Origin of the sequence: Streptomyces sp. NPDC001351, assembly GCF_042896045.1 — a bacterium.
GTDB lineage: Bacteria > Actinomycetota > Actinomycetes > Streptomycetales > Streptomycetaceae > Streptomyces.
Genome location: NZ_JBIAWS010000003.1, coordinates 279944 through 301384, shown reverse-complemented (window position 1 = coordinate 301384; position 21441 = coordinate 279944). Strand labels below are relative to the sequence as shown.

Sequence of the window (21441 nt, the reverse complement as noted above, 5' to 3'; positions counted from 1 at the left end):
TCCTCACAATCCTCGACCGGCGTGTCCCGGTGTAGAGTCGACACCGCCCTTGACCTGCACAAAGCAGGCAGGGAGCCGTCTTACAGGAGTCCCAATGCTGCGTACTCTGTTCAAGTCCAAGATCCACCGCGCCACCGTCACCCAGGCCGACCTGCACTACGTGGGATCGGTGACCATCGACGCCGATCTCCTCGACGCCGCCGACCTGCTGCCCGGTGAGCTCGTGCACATCGTCGACATCACCAACGGCGCCCGCCTGGAGACGTACGTCATCGAGGGTGAGCGCGGCTCCGGAGTGATCGGGATCAACGGGGCAGCCGCCCATCTCGTCCACCCCGGCGACCTGGTGATCATCATCAGCTACGCTCAGGTGACCGACGCCGAGGCGCGGGCGCTGGTGCCCCGCGTCGTGCATGTGGACCGCGACAACCGCATCGTGGCCCTGGGCGCCGACCCGTCCGAGCCGGTACCGGGCTCGGACCAGGAGCGCAGCCCGCAGGCAGTACCGGCCTGATCCACACTCGGACCCCTGGAACCAGGAGCGTGCCCATGAGCGACATCGAGATCCGCGACGACCGGGCGGCGGGCCGCCTGGAAGCCATCGGCGACGGTACGGACGGTGAAGTCGTCGGCCACATCGAGTACTTCGTCCTCGAATCTCCCGGGCGCGCCCTCGTCCCCGTCCACACGATCGTGGAACCGGCCCACGAGGGGAAGGGCATCGCGGGCTCGCTGGCACGGGAGCTGTACGCCATCGCGGGGCGCGAGGGCGCCGTCGTCGCCCCGCTGTGCCCGTACGTCATCAAGTGGGCCGAACGCCACCCCGACGAGGCCCCCGCCGCCGACCCGGAGCTGCTGCGGGCGGCGAAGGAGTGGCTGGTGGCGCACCCCGGTCGCTTCTGAGCCCGCCCGTATCCCTTCTCACAAAGGCCTGCCGCCCGCATGCTCGCCCTCCTGCACACCTCGTCCGCGCACATCCCCGTGTTCGAGGCCCTGCGGGACGAGGATCACGAGGGCCTGGAACTGCGGCACTTCGTCGACGAGGAACTGCTGGCCCGGGCCCGCCGTGAGGGGCCCGAGGCGGTGGCGGACGAGGTGCGGGCCGTGCTGGACAAGGCGGTGGGGGAAGGCGCGCAGGCCGTCCTGTGCACCTGCTCGACCATCGGTGCCGTCGCGGAGGCGGCCACCCCCGGTGTGCCGGTGCTGCGCAGCGACCGTCCGATGGCGGCCGCCGCGGTGGCCGCGGGTTCGCGGATCGTCGTGCTCGCCAGCGTGCAGAGCACCTTCGGGCCGACGGTGTCCCTGATCGAGGAGGAGGCCCGTCGCGCCGGACGTCCCGTGGAGGTGCGGACGCGGCTCGTCGAGGGTGCCTGGGACCGCTTCGCGGCGGGCGACGGCGAGGGCTGCGCCCGGCTCGTGGCGGCCGCGGCCGACGCGGTCACCGGCGCCGACGCGATCGTCCTCGCCCAGGGCTCCATGGCCCCGGCCCAGCAGCTGACGACCACGTTGGTCCCGGTGCTGTCCAGCCCGCGTCCCGGCCTCGCGGCGGCCGCGCGGGCGGTGCGCGCCGGGTAGGCCCACCTGGACGGCGTGCCGTCCCGCGGGCGGGTGAGTGCGAAGGCGGACGTCGGGTACGCGGGGCAGTAGTCCAGAGCCCACGTCGACCGACTGGCCGGAGGACACCATGACCGATCCGCACCCCGATCCCGTACCACCGGGTCCCACGCCTGGTCCGGGCCCCCAGCCCCCGGACCCGTACCCGTCGCCGGTCCCCAACCCCCAGCCACCGCCCGGCCCCGAGCCCACACCCCCGGCACCACCCGGGCCGGAACCCACACCGCCCTCACCCCCGGACCCGACACCGTCCCCGTCGCCGATCCCGCCGGGACCGGAACCGGTGCCGAACCCGGAGCCGGGTCCTCCGCTGACCTGAACCCGGCGACCGGCGTACGGCTGCTGCGGCACCGTCTCGCACCACCGCCGACAGGGGCTCGACCGCAGCGGTCGGCGAGGCGGGGCAGACGAAGGCGGCGGACGGCCGCCAGGGCCGCCCGCCGCCTCGCACACCGAACCGCTACGCGTCGACCTCCGACCGGTCCCCGCCCCACAGCGTGTGGAACGAGCCGTCCCGGTCCGTGCGCCGGTACGTGTGCGCGCCGAAGAAGTCACGCTGGCCCTGCGTCAGCGCGGCCGGCAGCCGCTCCGCGCGCAGGGCGTCGTAGTAGGCGAGGGCCGCGGCGAAGCCGGGGGTCGGGACGCCCTGGCGGGTGGCGGCGACGATGACCTCGCGCCAGTCGTCCTGGGCGTCCGCGATCTCCCGCGCGAACGTCTCGTCGGACAGCAGGCTCGGCAGGTCGGCCCGGGTGTCGTACGCGGAGCGGATGCGGTCCAGGAAGGCCGCGCGGATGATGCAGCCGCCGCGCCAGATCGCGGAGACCGCGCCCAGGTCGATGTCCCAGTCGTACTCCTCGCGGGCGGCAGCGATCTCGTGGAAGCCCTGCGTGTACGACACGATCTTCGAGGCGTAGAGGGCCTGCTCCACGCGGTCCGCGAACGCCCCCGCCTCCGCCTCGGACAGGGGGGAGGCCTTCGGGCCCGCCAGCCCGCGGGAGGCCTCGCGCAGCGCCGCGTGACCCGACAGGGAGCGGGCGAAGACCGCCTCCGCGATGCCTGACACCGGTACGCCCAGGTCGAGGGCGATCTGGACGGTCCAGCGGCCGGTGCCCTTCTGCTCGGCCTGGTCCACCACCACGTCCACGAACGGCTTGCCGGTCGCCGCGTCCACGTGGGACAGCACCTCGGCGGTGATCTCGATCAGGTAGGAGTCCAGGCGGCCCGTGTTCCAGGTGCGGAAGATCTCCGCGATCTGCGCGGGGGAGTATCCGGCCACATCGCGCAGCAGCTGGTACGCCTCGCCGATCAGCTGCATGTCGGCGTACTCGATGCCGTTGTGGACCATCTTCACGAAGTGCCCGGCGCCGTCGGGGCCGACATGGGTCACGCAGGGCGCGCCGTCCTTCGCCTTCGCGGAGATCTTCTCCAGCATCGGGCCGAGCGAGTCGTACGACTCCTTCGGGCCGCCCGGCATGATGCTCGGCCCGTTGAGCGCGCCCTCCTCACCGCCGGAGACGCCCATGCCGACGAAGTGGATGCCCTGCTCGCGCAGTTCGCGCTCCCGGCGGCGGGTGTCCGCGAAGTGCGCGTTGCCACCGTCGATGATCATGTCGCCGGGCTCGAGGAGCGGGGCGAACTCCTGGATCACCGCGTCGGTCGGGTCGCCCGCCTTGACCATGATGACCAGGCGCCGCGGCCGCTCCAGCGCCGCCACGAACTCCTTGGCGGTCTCCGCGGCGATGAAGTCGCCCTCGTGCCCGAACTCCTCGACCAGGGCGTTCGTACGCGCCACTGTGCGGTTGTGCAAGGCGACCGTGTAGCCGTTGCGCGCGAAGTTACGGGCGAGATTGCGGCCCATGACCGCGAGTCCCGTGACGCCGATCTGGGCTGAGTTGCTCATTCGGTTGGCTCCTAAAGGATCCGGTATCGGTGGTGCCGGTCGTGCACGTCAGTATCGCTCCGACGACCATCCTGACGTGCCGGTACGCCGTGCGCATGTCCGGGGTCGACGACTTTTCGCAGGCAGATACGCACGACGGGCCCCGGCCGCCTCAGCCGTTGCGCAACTGGCGTGCATCCCTGGTTGTTCGAGGGACAGGGCGGCCGATTGCTGTCTTGTCATGGCCTGTTCGGGGCGCTTACTTTTGGCCCTTCTGGCATATGTCGAGGGGGATCTTCATGGCCGTACGCGGCCGGCACCGCCGGTATCAGCCGAACAGGATCAACCGCGCCTCACTCACCGTCACGGTCGGCGGCGCCGGCATGGCGATCCCGCTGATCGGCACCGGCACCGCCCATGCGGCCGACGTGTCCACCTGGAACAAGGTCGCCGCCTGCGAGTCGACGAACAACTGGAGCATCAACACCGGCAACGGTTTCTACGGCGGGCTGCAGTTCACCCAGTCCACCTGGGAGTCCTACGGCGGCGGGAAGTACGCGCGGCGCGCCGACCTGGCCACCAAGGACCAGCAGATCGCCGTGGCGGAGAAGGTCCTGGAGGGGCAGGGGCCGCGTGCCTGGCCGGTGTGTTCGCAGCAGGCGGGACTGACGCGGGGTGGCGGCAGCCCGGACGTCCACCCGGCCTCCGCCGCGAAGAAGACCCCCGTGAAGACTGCCGTCGAGGACGTGAAGCCGCAGTCCACGCCCCAGTCCCGGGCCGGTACGGCCGAGATGTACACCGTGGTCCGCGGTGACTCCCTCTCCCGTATCGCCGAGACCGAGCACGTCCGGGGCGGCTGGCAGCGGCTGTACTCCGCGAACCGGAAGACCATCGGTGCCGACCCCGACCTGATCCTTCCGGGGCAGCGGCTGAACCTGCGGGCGAAGGCCCCCGCCACGCACCACGCCCACTCCAAGCCCTCGGCGGAGAAGGCCTCTTCGGCCACCAAGCAGACCACCGAGGAGAAGGCCACCACCGGCCACTCCCTCGTCGCCCCGGTCAGCGGCCCGATCGGCACCCCGTACCACGTGGCCGGGTCCTCCTGGTCGAAGGGCTACCACACCGGCGTCGACTTCCCCGTGCCCACCGGCACGACCGTGAAGGCGGTCGCCGCGGGCCGGGTCGTCTCCGCCGGCTGGGGCGGCTCCTACGGCTACCAGGTGGTGATCCGGCACGCCGACGGCCGCTACAGCCAGTACGCCCACCTCTCGGCGATCTCCGTGAAGGCCGGGCAGGGCGTGGGCGGCGGGCAGCGCATAGGGCGCTCCGGGTCGACGGGCAACGCAACGGGCCCGCATCTGCACTTCGAGGTGCGGACGGGGCCCGGATTCGGTACCGACATCGACCCTCTCGCGTATCTCAGGGCCGGTGGCGTCAGGATTTGACGTGTTCCCGGTGCCGGTCGACGTCCGGCGACGGGACGTACGAGCCGCCGTAGAGGGGGCCGTAGAAGCGGTAGCGGGCCGGGTCCGGGGGCCGTTCGTCGTCGTAGGCCACCGCGAGGACGGTGGGGCCGACCTGCGCGGGGACGAGGATCTCCGCGCGCAGGTCGGCCACCGGCTGCTCGGGGATCGCGGCGAGCAGGCCCTTGACGGACTCCTCGACGGATTCCGGGACCGGCGCGGCGGCGGCCTCGGCCGGCTGCGGCGCGGACTCGGCGGTGGTGCGGGCCAGGCGCTCCGTCGTCAGCAGGATCAGGCCGCCGGCCGCGACCACTCCGCAGCTCAGGGCGAGCGCGGTGCCCGTGCTGCCGTAGCGGAAGGTTTCGCCGAACATCGTGATGCCGACCGCGGCCGCCACCACCGGGTTCACCACGGTCAGCGTGGCCAGCGGCGCCGCGAGTCCGGCACCGCGGTAGGAGGCCTGGGAGAGCAGCATGCCGGCCGTGGCGAAGACGCCGATCACGGCCAGGGCGGGGATGTCGCCCGCGGAGACGCCGGCGGTCCAGTCGACCGCGACGGTCTTCGTGAACACCGAGGACATGCCGAAGGCGATGCCGGACGCGGTCGCCAGCAGCATGCTGCGGACCGCCGGGTGCCGGTGGGCGGCCCGGCCCGCGATCATCAGGGCCACCACGACGCCGCCGGAGACCACGGCGACGGCGATCCGCTGGGCCGTGTCCAGGGACTGCGCGTCGGAGGAGCCGACCAGCGCCAGCAGACCGGCGAGGCCCGCGGTCGCCATGATCGCGCCCCGCCAGGCGGTCGCCCCGGCCTTGCGGCCCACGAAGAGAGCCGCCATCGGCAGCGCGAACACGATGGTCAGCGCGCCCAGCGGCTGCACCAGGCTCAGCGGGCCGTAGGCCAGCGCCACCACGTGCAGCAGTCCACCAAGGCCGTTGAGCGCCACCGCGGCCCACCAGGTCGGCCGGCGCAGCGGCGCGTACTCCTGAACGGGCGAGGACACCGCCACGTACTCCTGCACGATCGCCCCGCCGGCGTAGGCGACGGCGGAGACGAGCGAGAGGAGGACGGACAACGCGAGGGCACTCATGAGTTGCTCCTCTGCGTGTGGCGGGGGCGCGGAGCCCTGCGCGGCGAACGGTCGGCCTTCATACCGAACACGATGCCGTGTCGATCTGTTCCCGTCGTCGTCCCAGAGCACGCAATGGGTCCTACTGCCGATGGAGTACGAACCGGGCGCCGTCCTCCCCAGGGTGGGCGACACGGGGTGGACACCCCCCAGTGGGAACCCCTAGGGACCTTGGTACTACTGCTCTTCGTGGAGCTCGATCAGGATCTTGCCGCCCTCGGACCGCTCGGCGGCTTTTTCGCACTGCGGACGGGCGGAGCGCCAGGCACGCCACTGCCGACGCTCGCCGACGCGTACGAGAACCGGTCTTCCGATGTGTGCGGAAACGCTCTTGCTCTCCGGGTTGAAAAGGTCGCCCATGCCATCCGTGCCCCGGAGTTGCGGATCGCGGCCTCGGTGGCCCAGCAGGGGCTGGCGGCCCGGCTGTGGTCGGTGACGCTCGGCTGCGCGGCGCTGTACGGCCGCGTGCCCGACCTGGATCCGGGGCTGCTGCACTGGAACCCCGACGCCTCCGCCCCCGACGACCTGTGGCTGACCCGGGTCCGTCCGCTGCCCGCGGAGCCCGAGACCCTCGCGGACGTCGTCCTGCACGGCCATCTCGCCCCGCTGGCGACGGCGCTGCGGGCCCACCACCGGATCGCCCCCGGCCTGCTGTGGGGCAACGCGGCCTCAGCGCTGGCGGGAGCCGCCCGGCAACTGGACCGGTGGGCGGGCCTGCACGGCCGTACCGAGGCCGCCGCCCGCACCCGCACCCTCGCCGGGGAACTCCTCGCTCACCCCCTCCTGTCGGACGCCGGCACCCTCACCGGCACCGCCTTCCGGCGCCGCAGCTGCTGCCTCTATTACCGTGTGCCCGGCGGGGGCGTGTGTGGTGACTGTTGCTTCACACGACCGCCGCGCTCTTCCGCGCGCGGCGCATCTGGGTGACCATGAGGGAACCGGTCGCCGAGAGCTGGGGGTTGCGGGTGCGAGTCGGACTGCTGACCCGGGAGTACCCGCCGGATGTGTACGGCGGCGCCGGCGTCCATGTCGAGTTCCTCGCCCGGGAGTTGAACTCCCTGGTCGACCTCGAGGTGCACTGCTGGGGCGAGGGCCGCGGGGTGGGTGTCGTACGCCACCGCCCCTGGGCCGCCCTGGACACCGCCAACGACGCGCTGCGCACCTTCTCCGTGGACCTCGCGATGGCCGCCGGCCTCGAAGGCCGCGAACTGGTGCACTCCCACACCTGGTACGCCAACCTCGCCGGCCACTTCGGCAAGCTGCTGTACGGCATACCGCATGTGATGACCGCGCACTCGCTGGAGCCGCTGCGTCCCTGGAAGGCCGAGCAACTCGGCGGCGGCTACGCCCTCTCCGGCTGGGCCGAGCGCACCGCGATCGAGAGCGCCGACGCCGTGATCGCCGTCTCCGGCGCCATGCGCGAGGACATCCTCACCTGCTATCCGGCCCTGGACCCGGCCAGGGTGCAGGTCGTGCACAACGGCATCGACACCACGCTGTACCGGCCCGACCACGGCACCGACGTGCTCGACCGCATCGGCCTGGACACCGACCGTCCGTACATCCTGTTCGTCGGCCGCATCACCCGCCAGAAGGGTGTGCCCCATCTGCTGCGGGCGGTGCGGGACATCGACCCGGGCGTGCAGGTCGTGCTGTGTGCCGGGGCGCCCGACACACCGGAGATCGACCGGGAGTTCCGCGACCTCTACCAGGAGCTCAGCCGTGTCCGCGAGCACGTGCACTGGATTCCGCAGATGCTGCCGCGCCCCGAGGTGATCCAACTCCTCACGCACGCCGCCGCGTTCGTCTGCCCGTCGGTGTACGAACCTCTCGGGATCGTCAACCTGGAGGCGATGGCCTGCGGGACACCCGTGGTGGCCTCCCGGGTCGGCGGCATCCCCGAGGTCGTGGACGACGGCAAGACCGGCCTGCTCGTCGACGTGGACGACGACTTCGAGGCGGGCCTCGCACGGGCGCTGGACGAGCTGATCGGCGATCCGGAGGCTGCCCGGCGGATGGGCGAGGCCGGCCGGGAGCGTGCGGTGGGGGAGTTCGGCTGGGATGCCGTCGCCCGCCGTACGGTCCGTCTTTACGAGGAAATCCTCAAACAGGAATAGAACGGCCGGGTTCCTCGAACAGGCTTACTGCGCGCTGCTCAGGGGCAGGCATGGATCAACCACGGTGAGGGGAGCGGCCATGCGTCGTGGCGGACCTTCGGTGCTCGGGATCGTACTGGCGGGCGGAGAAGGCAAACGCCTCATGCCCCTGACTGCGGACCGCGCGAAACCAGCGGTCACCTTCGGCGGTACGTACCGCCTCGTCGACTTCGTCCTGTCCAACCTCGTCAACGGCGACATCCTGCGCATCTGCGTGCTCACGCAGTACAAGTCGCACTCGCTGGACCGGCACATCACCACCACCTGGCGGATGTCGAGCCTGCTCGGCAACTACGTCACCCCGGTCCCGGCCCAGCAGCGGCTCGGCCCGCGCTGGTACCTGGGCAGCGCCGACGCGCTGCTGCAGTCGCTGAACCTGGTGCACGACGAAGGGCCCGAGTACGTCGTGGTCTTCGGCGCCGACCACGTCTACCGCATGGACCCGCGGCAGATGCTCGCCCAGCACATCGAGAGCGGCGCGGGCGTCACGGTCGCGGGCATCCGCGTGCCGCGCGCGGAGTCCTCGCAGTTCGGTGTGATCACCCCGGGCTCGGACGGCCTGACCGTCGAGCGCTTCCTGGAGAAGCCCGTCGACCCGCCCGGCCTCGCGGACGACCCGGAGACGGTCTTCGCCTCCATGGGCAACTACATCTTCACCACCAAGGCACTGATCGAGGCGCTGCAGCGGGACGCCGACGACGAGAACTCCGTGCACGACATGGGCGGCTCGATCCTGCCCGCGCTCACCGAGCGCGGCGAGGCCCAGCTGTACGACTTCAGCGCCAACCACGTGCCCGGCGAGACCAACCGTGACCGGGGCTACTGGCGCGACGTCGGCACCCTGGACGCGTACTACGACGCCCATATGGACCTGATCGCCGAGCGGCCCGCCTTCAACCTGTACAACAGGCAGTGGCCCATCTACACCCACTCCAACCAGCTCTCCCCGGCCCGTTTCAACGCGGGCGGCATGGCCAGCGAGTCCATCATCAGCGCGGGCTGCCTCATCCGCGGCCAGGTCACCCGCTCCATCCTGTCGCCCGGCGTCAGGGTCGACCCGGGCGCCGTGGTCCAGGGCTCGGTGCTGCACGACAACGTCCACATAGGGCGGGGCGCGGTCGTGCGCGGGGCGGTGCTGGACAAGAACGTCGAGGTACCGCCGGGCGCGACGATCGGCGTCAACCCGGAGCGGGACGCGGAGCTGTACACCGTCTCCAAGGGCGGGGTGATCGCGCTCGGCAAGGGACAGCTGGTCACATAGGCGCAGCTCGACCTCGGGGGTGATCCGCAGATACCCGCTGCCGGGCTCGGTGTGGACGGGCGCATGGCCGGGCGGGGCGTAGAACGCGTCGCCCGGACGGTGCACCTCGGTGCGGCTTGTCATGTCCCTGGACGGAATCCGGAATCCGTGTTGTCATGCCAACTGCTGTCCATGACAACGTTGTTATGGGAGGTTCCGTGCACTTCCGACGCCTCAGAGACAGACTCGCCTTACTGCTCGCAGCGGCCCTCGGTGCCGCCGGACTCGCCGCCGCCCCCACCGTGAACGCCGCCGCCGACGACCCCGTGGAGATCCACGGCCTGAAGGGCGAGTACTACACCCAGTCCGCCCCCGGCGCCTTCGACTTCGACCGGCTCAAGGCCACCGGATTCGACCCGAACCTCGACTTCGACGACCTCGAGCCGCGCCTCGCCTTCACCACCGGGCAGTCGGACGACGTCAGCGTCCGCTGGACCGGAAAGATCGTCCCGGAGAGGACCGGCCCCCACACCTTCTCGATCACCGGCGACAACGGCTTCCGGCTGTGGATCGACGGGAAGCTCGTCATCGACCACTGGGTGGACGACTGGGACCGCGAACAGACCGGTGAGCCCGTCGAGTTGACGGCGGGCAGGGCCTACGACATCAAGGTCGAGTACTTCGAGCACTACGGCGGCTCCAACCTCCACCTGCGCTGGACCCGGCCCGGCGGCAGCAAGGAGCCCGTCCCGCAGTCGGCGTTCCGCCTCCCCGACGGATGGGCCTACGACGGTGCCACCGCCGCCACGGTCAACGGCACCGGCCGCACCCTCAGGCTCGACTTCCCCCAGCGCCTCGCCGCACCCCCGGCCGGCTTCACCGACCACCTCGAAGCGGTGATCGGCGGCGCCAAGTGGCCCCTGGAAGCCGCCCAGGTGGACCCCGCCGACCCGAGGGCGCTGCTCGTCGACCTGAAGGAACCCGTCGTCGGCAACAAGACCGGCACCGCACGCGGTACCGCCGACGTCCGCTACGACGGAGACGGCGGCCTCGCCACCGCTGACGGCAACGTTGTCAAGGAGTTCTGGAGCAGCGGCCCCAACCGCTCCACGTACGAGCTCCGCACGCGATGGGCCGATCAGGTGGGCCCGGACAACGCCCTCCCCGCATACCCGCGCCCGCAGCTGACCCGCCCCGCCTGGCTGAGCCTCAACGGCCGCTGGCAGTTCGCCGCCGCCACGGCCGGGGAGAAGCCGCCCGTCGGCAGGACCCTCGCCGAACGCATCCTCGTGCCGTACCCCGTGGAGTCCCAGCTCTCCGGCCTCGAACGGCACGAGGACCGCATGTGGTACCGCCGCACCTTCACCGTGCCCGCCGACTGGAAGATCGGCTCCGGCAAACGGCTGCGGCTCAACTTCGGCGCGGTCGACTGGCTGGCCGAGGTGTATGTCAACGGCACCGAGGTGGTCCGACACCAGGGCGGATACGACAAGTTCAGTGCCGACATCACCGACGCCCTCAAGCCCGGCCGCACCCAGGAACTGATCGTCGGCGTCTACGACCCCACCGACGCCGCCACCGGCGAGAACCCTCCGCTCGGCAAGCAGCGCCTGGACCCCGGCGGCATCTGGTACACGCCCACCTCGGGCATCTGGCAGACGGTGTGGATGGAGCCGGTGGCGACCGATCACGTCGACACCCTCAAGCTCACTCCCGACGTCGCCAGGAGCCAACTCACCATGGAGCCAAAGGGAGTTCGCGACGGCCTCCCGATCACAGCGACCGCGTACGACGGACGGCGCAAGGTCGCCACGGCCCGCGGCCGCACCGGCGCCCCGCTCACCCTGACCCTCCACGACCCGCACCTGTGGTCGCCCGACGACCCGTTCCTCTACGACCTGAAGGTCACTGTCGGCGCCGACCGGGTCGGCAGCTACTTCGGGATGCGCTCCGTCGCGGTGGAGAAGGTCAACGGCGTCCCGCGCACCCTCCTCAACGGCAGACCGGTCTTCATGATGGCCACCCTCGACCAGGGCTTCTGGCCCGACGGCCTGTACACCGCACCGACCGACGACGCCCTCGCGTACGACCTGAAGATCCACAAACGGCTGGGCTTCAACGCGGTGCGGGGGCACATCAAGGTCGAGCCCGACCGCTGGTTCTACTGGGCCGACCGGCTGGGCCTCCTGGTGTGGCAGGACATGCCCGCGATGACGGCCGGAGTGAACCCGAGCGCCGAGGCCCGCGCGGAGTACGAGCGCGAGATGAAGCAGATGATCGACGAGCACATCAGCAGCCCGTCGATCGTCATGTGGGTCACCTTCAACGAGGGCTGGGGGCAGTACGACGAGGCCCGCGTCGCCGACCAGGCGAAGGCCTGGGACCCCACCCGCCTGGTCAACTCCATGTCCGGGCTCAACCTCGGGGCCGACGGCGGCACCGGCGACATCATGGACGAGCACGGCTACCCCAGCCCCGCCCTGCCGCCCCACCCCGACGGCCGACGCGCCCTGGTCACCGGCGAGTACGGCGGCCTCGGCCTCGCGGTGCCCGGACATGCCTGGTCCGTGCAGCAGTCGTACGTCGACGTCGACCCGGCGGCCTACACCGACGACTACCTGACCAAGCTCGCCGAGGTGCACGCCCTGGCCTGCAAGGGGAGCAACGGCGCGGTCTACACCCAGATCTCCGACGTCGAGGGCGAGCTCAACGGCCTGCTGACGTACGACCGCAAGGTACTCAAACCGGACGTCCAGCGTGTGCGCACGGCCCAGCAGGCCCTGATCCGCGACGCTTCCCAGGCGACTCCCGCAGGCTGCCCGACCCCCTGAACCCCGGAGGACTTCCGACATGAGATGGACCCGGCGCCTGCGTCTGTGCACGGCAGGTGCGCTGGCGGCGTCCGCGCTGTTCGCCGCACCCGCCACCGCACAGGCCACCGAGCCGAACGGCGGTCGACTCACCGATCTGGTCAACCCGTTCATCGGAACCGAGAACGAGGGCAACACCTATCCCGGCGCCGCCGTGCCCTTCGGCATGGTGCAGCTCTCGCCGGACACCGGCCACAACACCGGCTACGACTACTCCCAGAACCACATCCGCGGATTCTCCCTGGTCCATCTGTCGGGCGTCGGCTGCGGGCTCGGCGGGGATCTGCCCGTACTGCCGACCACGGGTGACGTCACGCAGACGGACTACGCCAAGTACGCCGCCGAGTTCAGCCACGACGACGAGGCCGCGAGCCCCGGCTACTACCGGGTCGGTCTGAAGACCGGCATCGAGGCCGAACTCTCCGCCACCGCGCGCACCGGCGTGCAGCGCTACACCTTCCCGGCCACCGACAAGGCGAACGTCCTCCTCGACGCGGCCCAGTCGCTGCACACCACCGTCTCCACCGAGGTCGAGATCCTGGACAGCCGCACCGTGCGCACCGCCATCACCGGCCGCGGCTTCTGCCAGGACACCAAGCCGTACACCGTCTACACGATCACCCGCTTCGACCGTCCCTTCACCGCGTACGGCACCTGGGACGGCTCGACCGTGACCGCGGGTTCGAAGACCGGCCGCGGCGGCGCGTACGTCCGCTTCGACACCACCAAGGACCGCACGGTCGAGGCGACCACCGCCCTGTCCTACGTGGACGCGCACGGCGCCGCGGTCAACCTCGGCGCGGAGGGCGGCCGTTCCTTCGAGGCCGTACGCCACGCGGCGCAGCGGGCGTGGGAGGACCGCCTGGACGACGTACGGGTGAAGGGCGGCGAGGACAGCCTGCGCCGGACCTTCTACTCGGCGCTGCACCGGTCCTTCCTGGCCCCGAACATCGGCAGCGACGCCGACGGCCGCTACACCGGCTGGGACCAGAGGATCCACCGCACCGACGGCTTCACCTACTACCAGAACTGGTCCCTGTGGGACACCTACCGCACCCAGTCCCAGCTGCTGTCCCTGCTCGCGCCCCGCGAGGCCCGCGACATGGCGATCTCGGTGATCAAGATCTCCGAGGAGAGCGGCTGGCTGCCCAAGTGGGGCTACGGCACCGTCGAGACGAACATCATGACCGGCGACCCGGTCACCCCGTTCCTCACCAACGCCTACCAGCAGGGCCTGCTCAAGGGGGCCGGAGGATACGCAGAACGGGCCTACCGGGCGCTGAAGCAGAACGCCGACGGCGTGCCGCCCGCCGACTCGCCGGCGGTGGGCCGGGAGGCCGACAAGGAGTACATCGCGGAGGGCTTCGCGCCGTACATCAAGGGCCGCCCGCATGTGAAGCCGGGCGACTCGGACTACGACCACGGCGCCTCGGCGACCCTGGAGTACGCCCTGTCGGACGCGATGCTCGCCCAGATGGCCCGCGGTCTCGGGCACCCGGCGGACGCCGACCGGTATGCCGCCCGCGCGCAGAGCTACCGCCACCTCTTCGACCCCTCGACCGGCTTCTTCCGCGCCCGTGACTCCTCCGGCGCCTTCACCGGGCCGACCGACCCTGCGCAGAGCGAGGGCTTCCACGAGGGCACGTCCTGGCAGTACCAGTGGCTGGTACCGCAGGACCTGCCCGGCATGGTCTCCCTGATCGGCGGCGAGCAGGCCGCGAACAACCGGCTCGACTCCTTCTTCGCCTACGACCGGCTGCTGGCCGACCCCGCGAAGACCGCCCGCGAGGTGTGGGTCAACGGCCCGTACGACTACTACAACGCCGACAAGTACAACCCGCAGAACGAGCCCGACCTCATCGCGCCCTACACCTACCTCTCGACCGGCGAGCCATGGAAGACGACCGACGTCGTGCACGCGGCGCTGACCCTGTTCACGGACGCGCCGACCGGCATGACCGGCAACGACGACCTCGGCACGATGTCCGCCTGGAACGTGCTGTCGTCGATCGGGATCTTCCCGGTGCAGCCCGGCTACGACACCTGGGGGCTGTCCACACCCGTGTTCGACCGGGTCGACCTGACGCTGGACCGCCGCTACTTCCCGCGCGGCGCCCTGACGATCACCGCGCCCGGCACCTCCGCCGCCGAGCGGTACATCCAGTCGGCCCGCACGGACGGGGTCGCCTACGACCGCACCTACCTGACGACCGGTTCCCTGCGCTCCCTGCGCGCGCTCGACTTCACGGTCGGCTCGCGCCCGTCTGAGTGGGGAACATCGGCGCAGTCGGCACCACCCGCGCTGAAGTGACCTCAGGTGTCTCTTGAGTCCCGCCTCTGACGGAGGGGCGGGACTTAATCTGCTGTTAACTGTGCGTAGCTTGATCGTACTTGACCGTAATCGCTTGGGGGAGGTTGACTGCTGGCTCACCCGTCGTCGACGCGAGGCAAGCCATTGACTTCTGACCTGCTCGCTCCTCTCGACCTGGCGTTCTGGAACATCGAGTCCGCCGAACACCCCATGCACCTCGGCGCGCTGGGGATCTTCTCGGCGCACTCGCCCACCGCGGGCGCCCATGCCGCCGACCTGCTCGCCGCGCGGGCCGCGGCCGTACCCGGGCTGCGGATGCGCATCCGGGACATATGGCAGCCGTCCCCGCTGCGGCCGCTGACCTTCGGCAGCGCCACCCGTGAGCCCGACCCCGGCTTCGATCCGCTGCACCATGTGCGGCTGCACGCGCCGACCGCGGACTTCCACGCCGAGGCCGGCCGGCTCATGGAGCGGTCACTGGAGCGCGGCCGGCCGCCGTGGGAGGCGCATGTGCTGCCGGGGGAGGACGGCGTGTCCTTCGCGGTGCTGTTCAAGTTCCACCACGCCCTGGCCGACGGTCTGCGGGCGCTGACTCTGGCCGCCGCCATCCTGGACCCGATGGACATGCCGGAGCGCAAGCCGCGCCCCGCGGAGGCGAGGCCGGGTCTGCTGCCCGACGTGCGCAAGCTGCCCGGGCTGGTCCGGGGCACCCTGTCCGACGTGGGGCGCGCCCTCGACATCGGCGCCTCGCTCGCCGTGTCCAGCCTGGGGGTACGCTCCTCGCCCGCGTTCACCGCCGAGGCCACCGGCACCCGCCGCACCGCCGGCGTGGTCCTCGACCTCGACGACGTGCACCGCGTGCGCAAGGCCCAGGGCGGCACCGTCAACGACGTCCTGATCGCCCTCGTCGCGGGCGCCCTGCGGCGCTGGCTCGACGAACGCGGCGACGGCAGCGACGGGGTCCGGCCGCGCGCCCTGATCCCCGTCTCCAAGCGTCGCCCGCGCACCGCCAGCCCACAGGGCAACCGGCTCTCCGGCTACGTGATACGGCTTCCCGTCGACGACCCCGACCCGCTAGGCCGCCTCGACACGGTCCGCTCCGCCATGGACCGCAACAAGGACGCCGGCCCCAACCGGGGCGCGGGCGCCGTCGCCCTGCTCGCCGACCATGTGCCCGCGCTCGGCCACCGGCTCGGCGGACCGCTGGTCAGCCAGGCCGCCCGGCTCTGGTTCGACATCCTGGTCACCAGCGTGCCGCTGCCCAGCCTCGGCCTGAAGCTCGGCGGCAACCCGGTCACGCAGGTCTTCCCGTTCGCGCCGCTGGCCCGCGGACAGTCCCTGGCGGTGGCCGTCTCCACCTACCGCGGACACGTCCACTACGGCCTCGTCGCCGACGCCCGGGCCGTACCGGACCTGGACCGGCTGGCCGCCGCCCTCACCGAGGAGGTCGAGACGCTCATCACCGCCTGCGGCTCCTGACCCTCCTTGTCGGGCTTGCGGATTTTGGAGGACCGGCCCGGCGCTCCGTACAATTCCCCGTTCGAAAGCGGACGCGGTCGGAGCGCCGCGCGGGTGATCAGGGAAGCGGCAGCGCGATGACGGTGACAGACGAAGGCTCGGCGATCACGGACGAGGTCGTGTACGAGCCCGGTGACGAGGTCGTGTACGGCCCCGGCATCGACCCGGAGCGGCTCGCCGTCTGCCTCAGCGTCCTGGAGGAACTCGACAAGCTGGAGGTCGACCACCCCGACGCGATCGCCGTGCGCCGGGCCACCGCGGGCATCTACCGCACGGTCAAGCAGCGCCGCCGCCAGGAGCGCCGGGCCGCCAAGACCGCCCACGACAAGGCGGTCACGGAGGCCACCGCGACCGGCTCCGCCCAGCGCATCGACGACGAGACCGAGGGCATCCTGCCGTCGTCGGCGACGGAGCAGGGCAAGATCGCGGGGATACTCCAGCGCCCCCGCTCCTGCTACACCTGCAAGACCCGGTACGTGGAAGTCGACTACTTCTACCACCAGCTCTGTCCCGACTGCGCCCGCCTCAACCGCGGCAAGCGCGACGCCCGCGCCGACCTCACCGGCAAGCGTGCCCTGCTCACCGGCGGCCGCGCCAAGATCGGCATGTACATCGCGCTCAGGCTGCTGCGCGACGGCGCGCACACCACCATCACCACGCGCTTCCCCAAGGACGCCATCCGCCGCTTCAAGGCCATGGACGACTCCGCGGACTGGATGCACCGCCTGGAGGTCGTCGGCATCGACCTGCGCGACCCGGCGCAGGCCGTGGCCCTAGCCGACCAGGTCGCCGAGGCGGGCCCGCTCGACATCCTCGTCAACAACGCGACGCAGACCGTGCGCCGCCTGCCCTCCGCCTACGCCGCCCTGGTCGACGGCGAGAGCGCGCCGCTGCCCGCCGGGGAGCTGCCCGCCCACCACGTCATCGGCGCCTTCAACTCCGGCGCGGTCGACGGCCTCGCCGCCCTGCCCCTCGGCACCAGCGGCCTCGACGCCCAGCAGGTCGCCGACCTCGCCCTGGTCGCCGGCAACGCCAGCGTCGCCCGGCACCTCGACGGCACCGCCATCGACGCCGGTGGACTGGTCCCCGACGTCGTGGACACCAACACCTGGGTGCAGACCATCGAGCAGATCTCGCCGGTCGAGCTCCTCGAGACCCAGCTGTGCAACTACACGGCGCCGTTCATCCTGATCAGCAAGCTGCGCCCGGTCATGGCGGACGCCGCGAGGAAGGCGGCCAGCGGACGCGCGTACGTCGTGAACGTCTCCGCGATGGAGGGTGTCTTCGGCCGCGGCTACAAGGGCGCCGGTCACCCCAACACCAACGCCGCCAAGGCCGCCATGAACATGGTCACCCGGACCAGCGGCCAGGAGATGTTCCAGACCGACGGCATCCTGATGACCTCCGTCGACACCGGCTGGATCACCGACGAGCGCCCCCACTACGACAAGCTGCGCCTGGCCGAGGAGGGCTTCCACGCCCCGCTCGACCTGGTCGACGGGGCCGCACGGGTCTACGATCCGATTGTGCGCGGCGAGCAGGGCGAGGACCTGTACGGCGTCTTCCTGAAGGACTACGCGCCCGGCAAGTGGTGAGCCACCGGCCCCGACGTGTGGCCCGGCGCCCCTGGGGAACCCGGACCCTGGTGATTACCGCGCCAGGGAGTGACCATGAGCAGTCCACACAGCATTGATCCGCGAGCACAGAACGACCCGCGCAACCGCTATCCGACCGACGAACAGTTCTACGGCAGCGACCGCCCCGACCATGCCGTACTGCCGGAGGACCGGCCGCGCGGCGGCGGGGGCGGGAGTTCGGTGAAGCACCGCGGCACGTGGGCCACGGTCGCGCTCGTCGCCGGCATCATCCTGCTGGTCCTCCTGGGGATCGCACTGTTCCCGTGAGGGAGCCACAGCCATGACCACCGTCATGAGCGAGGTGGTGCGTATGAGCGAAGACGGTCGTGGACGGCGTACTCCCGCGCGGAGTGCGCCGTCCTGACGCGTGTGCCGCCGTCCACCAGCAGATCCGCGCCGGTGATCCACTGTGCGGCGTCCGAGGCCAGCCACACCACGGCCCGGGCGACGTCCTCCGGCTCACCGATGCGCCCCAGCGGCAGCCCGGCGGCCAGCTGCGTCTCGCCCGGCTCCCACACGAACCGCGCCATCTGGGTGCGCACAAGGCCGGGGGAGACCGAGTTGACCCGCACCTTCGGCGCCAGCTCACCGGCGAGCTGCTGCGTCAGATGCAGCAGGGCCGCCTTGCTGGTGCCGTACGCGCCGACGTTCGGCCCGACATGCCCGGCGCCCTCCGTGCAGACGTTCACGACCGAGCCGCCGTGCTCGCGCATCCAGGCCCGCCACGCCCACTGCACCAGCCTGAGCGGCGCCTCGACGTTCACGGCGAAGGCCTCCCGCCAGGTTCCGGGATCGGCGTCCATGAGCGGTCCGTACGGCTGGTTCGTCGCCGCGTTGTTGACCACGACGTCGATCCGGCCGAACGCGCGCAGGGCCCGCTCCGTGACCTCCCGCAGATGATCCGGATCCGCGACGCTGCCGCTCACCCCGATGCCGCCCAGCTCCTCGGCCGTGGAGCGCACCTCGTCCGCGTCCCGCGCGGTCACGCACACCAGCACCCCCGCCGCGGCCAGCTGCCCGGCGACGGCCCGTCCGATCCCGCGGGTCGCCCCGGTGACGACGGCGGCCCTGCCCTCGAGCCCGTATCCGTCGAATGCGTGCCCCTTGCGTGCGTACGACGACGTCATCGCCGTACCGTCTCATGACGGGCCGTCAGTCGACAGCCCCAAGACGGGAGTTGCGGGCCGCGACCAGCTCCAGCACCGTGCGCCAGTCCTCCAGCACCCCCGCGTCGAAGCCGGCGCTGCGGCCCTCCTCGTCCGCCTGGCGCAGGCACTGCAGATCGTCGTCGGCGGGCAGCTCGCCGCGATGCTGCTCGCGCACCAGCCGGGCGACCCGCTCGCCCAGCAGGCCCCGCACCGCGTCGGCCGCGCACTGTGGGTGGCCACTCTCGTCGCCCGGCCGCAGCAGCGGGCCGATCGCATGGACCAGGCCCGCGACCTGGAGCTCCTTGTCGGCGGGGCGGCGGCGCCGCAGCAGCGCTGCGGTCTGCAGCGCGTGCTGGTGCAGATCGACCCGGCGACTTCGCAGGCCCGGGGCGTCCCACGAGCCCCGGCAGGCGTACAGCAGATCCATCAGCTCCTCGACACTGCGCAGCTCCATGCGCCAGTCCTTCCGCCGGACAAGCCGTTGCCGTCCCGCCAGCAGATCATGGCCGCCTTGCGATTCGGCCAACGGGACTTGAACTGCGTGGCCGGTCCACCGCGCTCGGTGACCTCACGGCACCGGGGAGGCGTCCGTGGTGTCGGGAAGGCGCTGTCCCGTCAGGGCGGAGAAGCAGTGCACGGCGTCCGCGCGGACCGTCACCCGTAAGGGGCCCGGCGCGGTACGTGGCGCGTCCTGGGAGGCGGACGACATGGCCGCCCCTCTCGCCGGACCAGGCTTCGTAGGGGGCTTGAAGTGCGTGGCCGGTCCGCCGCGCTCGGTGACCTCACGACACCGGGGAGGCGTCCGTGGTGTCGGGAAGACGCTGTCCCGTCAGGGCGGAGAAGCAGTGCACGGCGTCCGCGCGGACCGTCACCCGCAAGGCGGCCCCGGCGTCGTATGTGGGGCGTCCCGGGAGGCGGACGACGAGGCGGGCGAGCCCCTCGCCGGACCATGCCGTCGTATGGAGGTAGACGACGGCGCCGGTGTCCTCGACCCTCTCCACCACGAGATCCAGTCCCGGGGTCTCCCGGTCCTCGGGCGAGAGGAACTCGAACTGCTCCGGCCGGACCCCGAGGACGATCTCGTCGGTGCCCCCGGCCGCGGCCGCGCGCAAGGTGCCGCGGGGCAGCGGCACGTCGAGGGCGCCGAACCGGGCCCCGGCCGAGGACAGCGGAAGCCGGAAGAGGTTCATCGCGGGCGAGCCGATGAAACCGGCCACGAACGTGTTGGCCGGGTGCGCGTACACCTCCTTCGGGGTGCCCACCTGCTGCAGCACACCGTCCTTGAGCACGGCCAGGCGATCGCCGACGGCCATCGCCTCGGCCTGGTCGTGGGTGACGTACACCGTGGTGGTGCCGAGATGGTGCTGCAGCCGCACGATCTGCATACGGGTCTGCGCCCGCAGCCGGGCGTCGAGATTGGACAAGGGCTCGTCCATCAGATAGACCCGCGGATCCCGCACGAGCAGCCGCCCCGTCGCAACCCGCTGCCGCTCGCCGCCCGCCAGTGACCTGGGCCGACGGCCCAGGAACTGTTCGAGGTCGAGGACGGAGGCGGCGTGGTCGACGCGCTGCCGGGCGTGCCCCCGGGACATGCGGGCGATCTTCAGGGCGAAGCCGATGTTGTCGGCAGCCGACAAATGCGGGAACAGGGCGTAGTCCTGGAACACCATCGCGATGTCGCGGTCCCTGGGCGGAAGATGGGTCACGTCCCGGACGCCGATGAGGATCGAACCCGAGTCGACGTCCTCGAGCCCGGCGAGCATGCGCAGGCAGGTCGACTTTCCACAACCGGAAGGGCCGAGCAGGACCATGAACTCACCGTCCCCGATCTCGAGGTCGAGCGAGTCCACGGCCGGCCGGTCCATCGACGGGAAGCGCCGGGTGGCCCGGTCGAAGGTGACAGACGCCATGGCAGCCCCTCCCGGACAGGTCTCTCGCACCCAGCATGGAACGGGTGTTGCCCCTTCGGGAGGGCTGTCTACCGAACGAGTGACAGGAGAGGGGTTTGAAACCGGACGACTTATGACAGTAACCCCAAGTTTTCAGCCCCATAGAGCGGATGCCCGCTCATTTGGTTAATCTGGAGTAGACGGGCAGCACCACCGGGTCCAACCCACACCCACGTCCGTCCCGGGGCAAGCCGGCAGACAACGGCCTGTTCTGACACGAGTTGCCGGCGCCACCGCGTCCGAACTGCTTTCGACTCACACCCGAGCGGGCGTCAGGCGCTGGACCGCAAAGTGACCGGCACGCCCCGAGGGTGACCCGACACATAAGGAGTGCGCGGTGACACCGGAGAAGACGAATCGCGAACAGCGCCCCAAGGAACGCACGGAGCGCCCCGGCCGACGGTCGGACGAACTCGGCAGCCTGGAAGTGTGGGCCCACGCGGCCCCCATCCGCCTGGCAGGCTACGAGGACGACCTCGCCGAGCCCCACATCCTGCCCAGCGTGGACTGACCCGGCAGGACCTTCG

General features: G+C 71.3%; 19 protein-coding genes. 13 read left to right on the top strand and 6 right to left on the bottom strand.

The window, feature by feature from the left end:
• The first annotated feature begins 94 nt into the window (after positions 1–94).
• Genes panD through ACFY1U_RS11720 form a run of 3 tightly spaced genes read left to right on the top strand, consistent with a single transcriptional unit; the run spans position 95 to position 1575 of the window.
• The gene (panD, locus tag ACFY1U_RS11730; protein WP_390693940.1) at positions 95–514 is read left to right on the top strand and encodes an aspartate 1-decarboxylase; all 420 of its coding nucleotides are present in this window, start codon (positions 95–97) and stop codon (positions 512–514) included.
• A gap of 35 nt (positions 515–549) precedes the next feature.
• The gene (locus ACFY1U_RS11725; protein WP_390693939.1) at positions 550–903 is read left to right on the top strand and encodes a GNAT family N-acetyltransferase; all 354 of its coding nucleotides are present in this window, start codon (positions 550–552) and stop codon (positions 901–903) included.
• A gap of 39 nt (positions 904–942) precedes the next feature.
• Positions 943–1575: an aspartate/glutamate racemase family protein gene (locus tag ACFY1U_RS11720; RefSeq protein WP_390693938.1), complete on the top strand. Its 633-nt coding sequence runs from the start codon at positions 943–945 to the stop codon at positions 1573–1575.
• A gap of 499 nt (positions 1576–2074) precedes the next feature.
• Here ACFY1U_RS11720 and gndA read toward each other — a convergent pair whose 3' ends face one another.
• Positions 2075–3514, bottom strand: a complete 1440-nt coding sequence (gene gndA / locus ACFY1U_RS11715; RefSeq protein WP_390693937.1) for an NADP-dependent phosphogluconate dehydrogenase — start codon at positions 3512–3514, stop codon at positions 2075–2077.
• 278 nt (positions 3515–3792) lie between these two features.
• On the opposite strand from gndA, the gene ACFY1U_RS11710 reads away from it, so the two are divergent.
• Positions 3793–4938: a transglycosylase family protein gene (locus ACFY1U_RS11710; RefSeq protein ID WP_390693936.1), complete on the top strand. Its 1146-nt coding sequence runs from the start codon at positions 3793–3795 to the stop codon at positions 4936–4938.
• Here the strand turns inward: ACFY1U_RS11710 and ACFY1U_RS11705 are convergent.
• Positions 4928–6046 carry a DMT family transporter gene (locus tag ACFY1U_RS11705; protein WP_390693935.1) on the bottom strand — a complete coding sequence of 373 codons (1119 nt, stop codon included), beginning with the start codon at positions 6044–6046 and terminating at the stop codon, positions 4928–4930. The genes ACFY1U_RS11710 and ACFY1U_RS11705 overlap by 11 nt on opposite strands.
• A 228-nt stretch (positions 6047–6274) precedes the next feature.
• On the opposite strand from ACFY1U_RS11705, the gene ACFY1U_RS11700 reads away from it, so the two are divergent.
• From ACFY1U_RS11700 to ACFY1U_RS11665, 8 genes are all read left to right on the top strand, one after another.
• A complete protein-coding gene (locus tag ACFY1U_RS11700; protein ID WP_390693934.1) occupies positions 6275–7012 on the top strand; it encodes a (2Fe-2S)-binding protein in 738 nt (245 codons plus the stop codon).
• Positions 7013–7050: 38 nt separating this feature from the next.
• A complete protein-coding gene (gene glgA, locus ACFY1U_RS11695) occupies positions 7051–8202 on the top strand; it encodes a glycogen synthase (RefSeq protein WP_390694510.1) in 1152 nt (383 codons plus the stop codon).
• A gap of 79 nt (positions 8203–8281) precedes the next feature.
• Positions 8282–9502, top strand: a complete 1221-nt coding sequence (gene glgC, locus ACFY1U_RS11690; RefSeq protein ID WP_390693933.1) for a glucose-1-phosphate adenylyltransferase — start codon at positions 8282–8284, stop codon at positions 9500–9502.
• 197 nt (positions 9503–9699) lie between these two features.
• Positions 9700–12312 carry a PA14 domain-containing protein gene (locus tag ACFY1U_RS11685; protein ID WP_390693932.1) on the top strand — a complete coding sequence of 871 codons (2613 nt, stop codon included), beginning with the start codon at positions 9700–9702 and terminating at the stop codon, positions 12310–12312.
• A gap of 19 nt (positions 12313–12331) precedes the next feature.
• Positions 12332–14662 (top strand): GH92 family glycosyl hydrolase, encoded by a 2331-nt coding sequence (locus ACFY1U_RS11680; RefSeq protein WP_390693931.1) that lies wholly within the window; start codon positions 12332–12334, stop codon positions 14660–14662.
• Between the two features lie 144 nt (positions 14663–14806).
• Entirely contained in the window at positions 14807–16141 is a 1335-nt protein-coding gene (locus ACFY1U_RS11675) for a wax ester/triacylglycerol synthase family O-acyltransferase (protein WP_390693930.1), read from the top strand.
• Between the two features lie 116 nt (positions 16142–16257).
• Complete coding sequence (locus tag ACFY1U_RS11670; RefSeq protein WP_390693929.1) at positions 16258–17775, top strand: SDR family NAD(P)-dependent oxidoreductase; 1518 nt, start codon at positions 16258–16260, stop codon at positions 17773–17775.
• A 75-nt stretch (positions 17776–17850) separates the two neighbouring features.
• A complete protein-coding gene (locus tag ACFY1U_RS11665; RefSeq protein WP_390693928.1) occupies positions 17851–18084 on the top strand; it encodes a hypothetical protein in 234 nt (77 codons plus the stop codon).
• 23 nt (positions 18085–18107) lie between these two features.
• Here ACFY1U_RS11665 and ACFY1U_RS11660 read toward each other — a convergent pair whose 3' ends face one another.
• The 4 genes from ACFY1U_RS11660 to ACFY1U_RS11645 all read right to left on the bottom strand — a co-directional run bounded on the left by ACFY1U_RS11660 (position 18108) and on the right by ACFY1U_RS11645 (position 20875).
• Positions 18108–18944, bottom strand: coding sequence for an SDR family oxidoreductase (locus tag ACFY1U_RS11660; protein ID WP_390693927.1), 837 nt, complete (start codon positions 18942–18944; stop codon positions 18108–18110).
• A 25-nt stretch (positions 18945–18969) separates the two neighbouring features.
• On the bottom strand, positions 18970–19419 hold the full coding sequence (locus tag ACFY1U_RS11655) for a hypothetical protein (protein ID WP_390693926.1): 450 nt from the start codon (positions 19417–19419) through the stop codon (positions 18970–18972).
• A gap of 114 nt (positions 19420–19533) precedes the next feature.
• Positions 19534–19674 (bottom strand): hypothetical protein, encoded by a 141-nt coding sequence (locus tag ACFY1U_RS11650; RefSeq protein WP_390693925.1) that lies wholly within the window; start codon positions 19672–19674, stop codon positions 19534–19536.
• A 73-nt stretch (positions 19675–19747) separates the two neighbouring features.
• A complete protein-coding gene (locus ACFY1U_RS11645) occupies positions 19748–20875 on the bottom strand; it encodes an ABC transporter ATP-binding protein (RefSeq protein ID WP_390693924.1) in 1128 nt (375 codons plus the stop codon).
• Positions 20876–21251: 376 nt separating this feature from the next.
• Here ACFY1U_RS11645 and ACFY1U_RS11640 point away from each other — a divergent pair, with 376 nt between their 5' ends.
• Positions 21252–21425 (top strand): hypothetical protein, encoded by a 174-nt coding sequence (locus ACFY1U_RS11640; protein ID WP_180292383.1) that lies wholly within the window; start codon positions 21252–21254, stop codon positions 21423–21425.
• Positions 21426–21441: the final 16 nt, after the last annotated feature.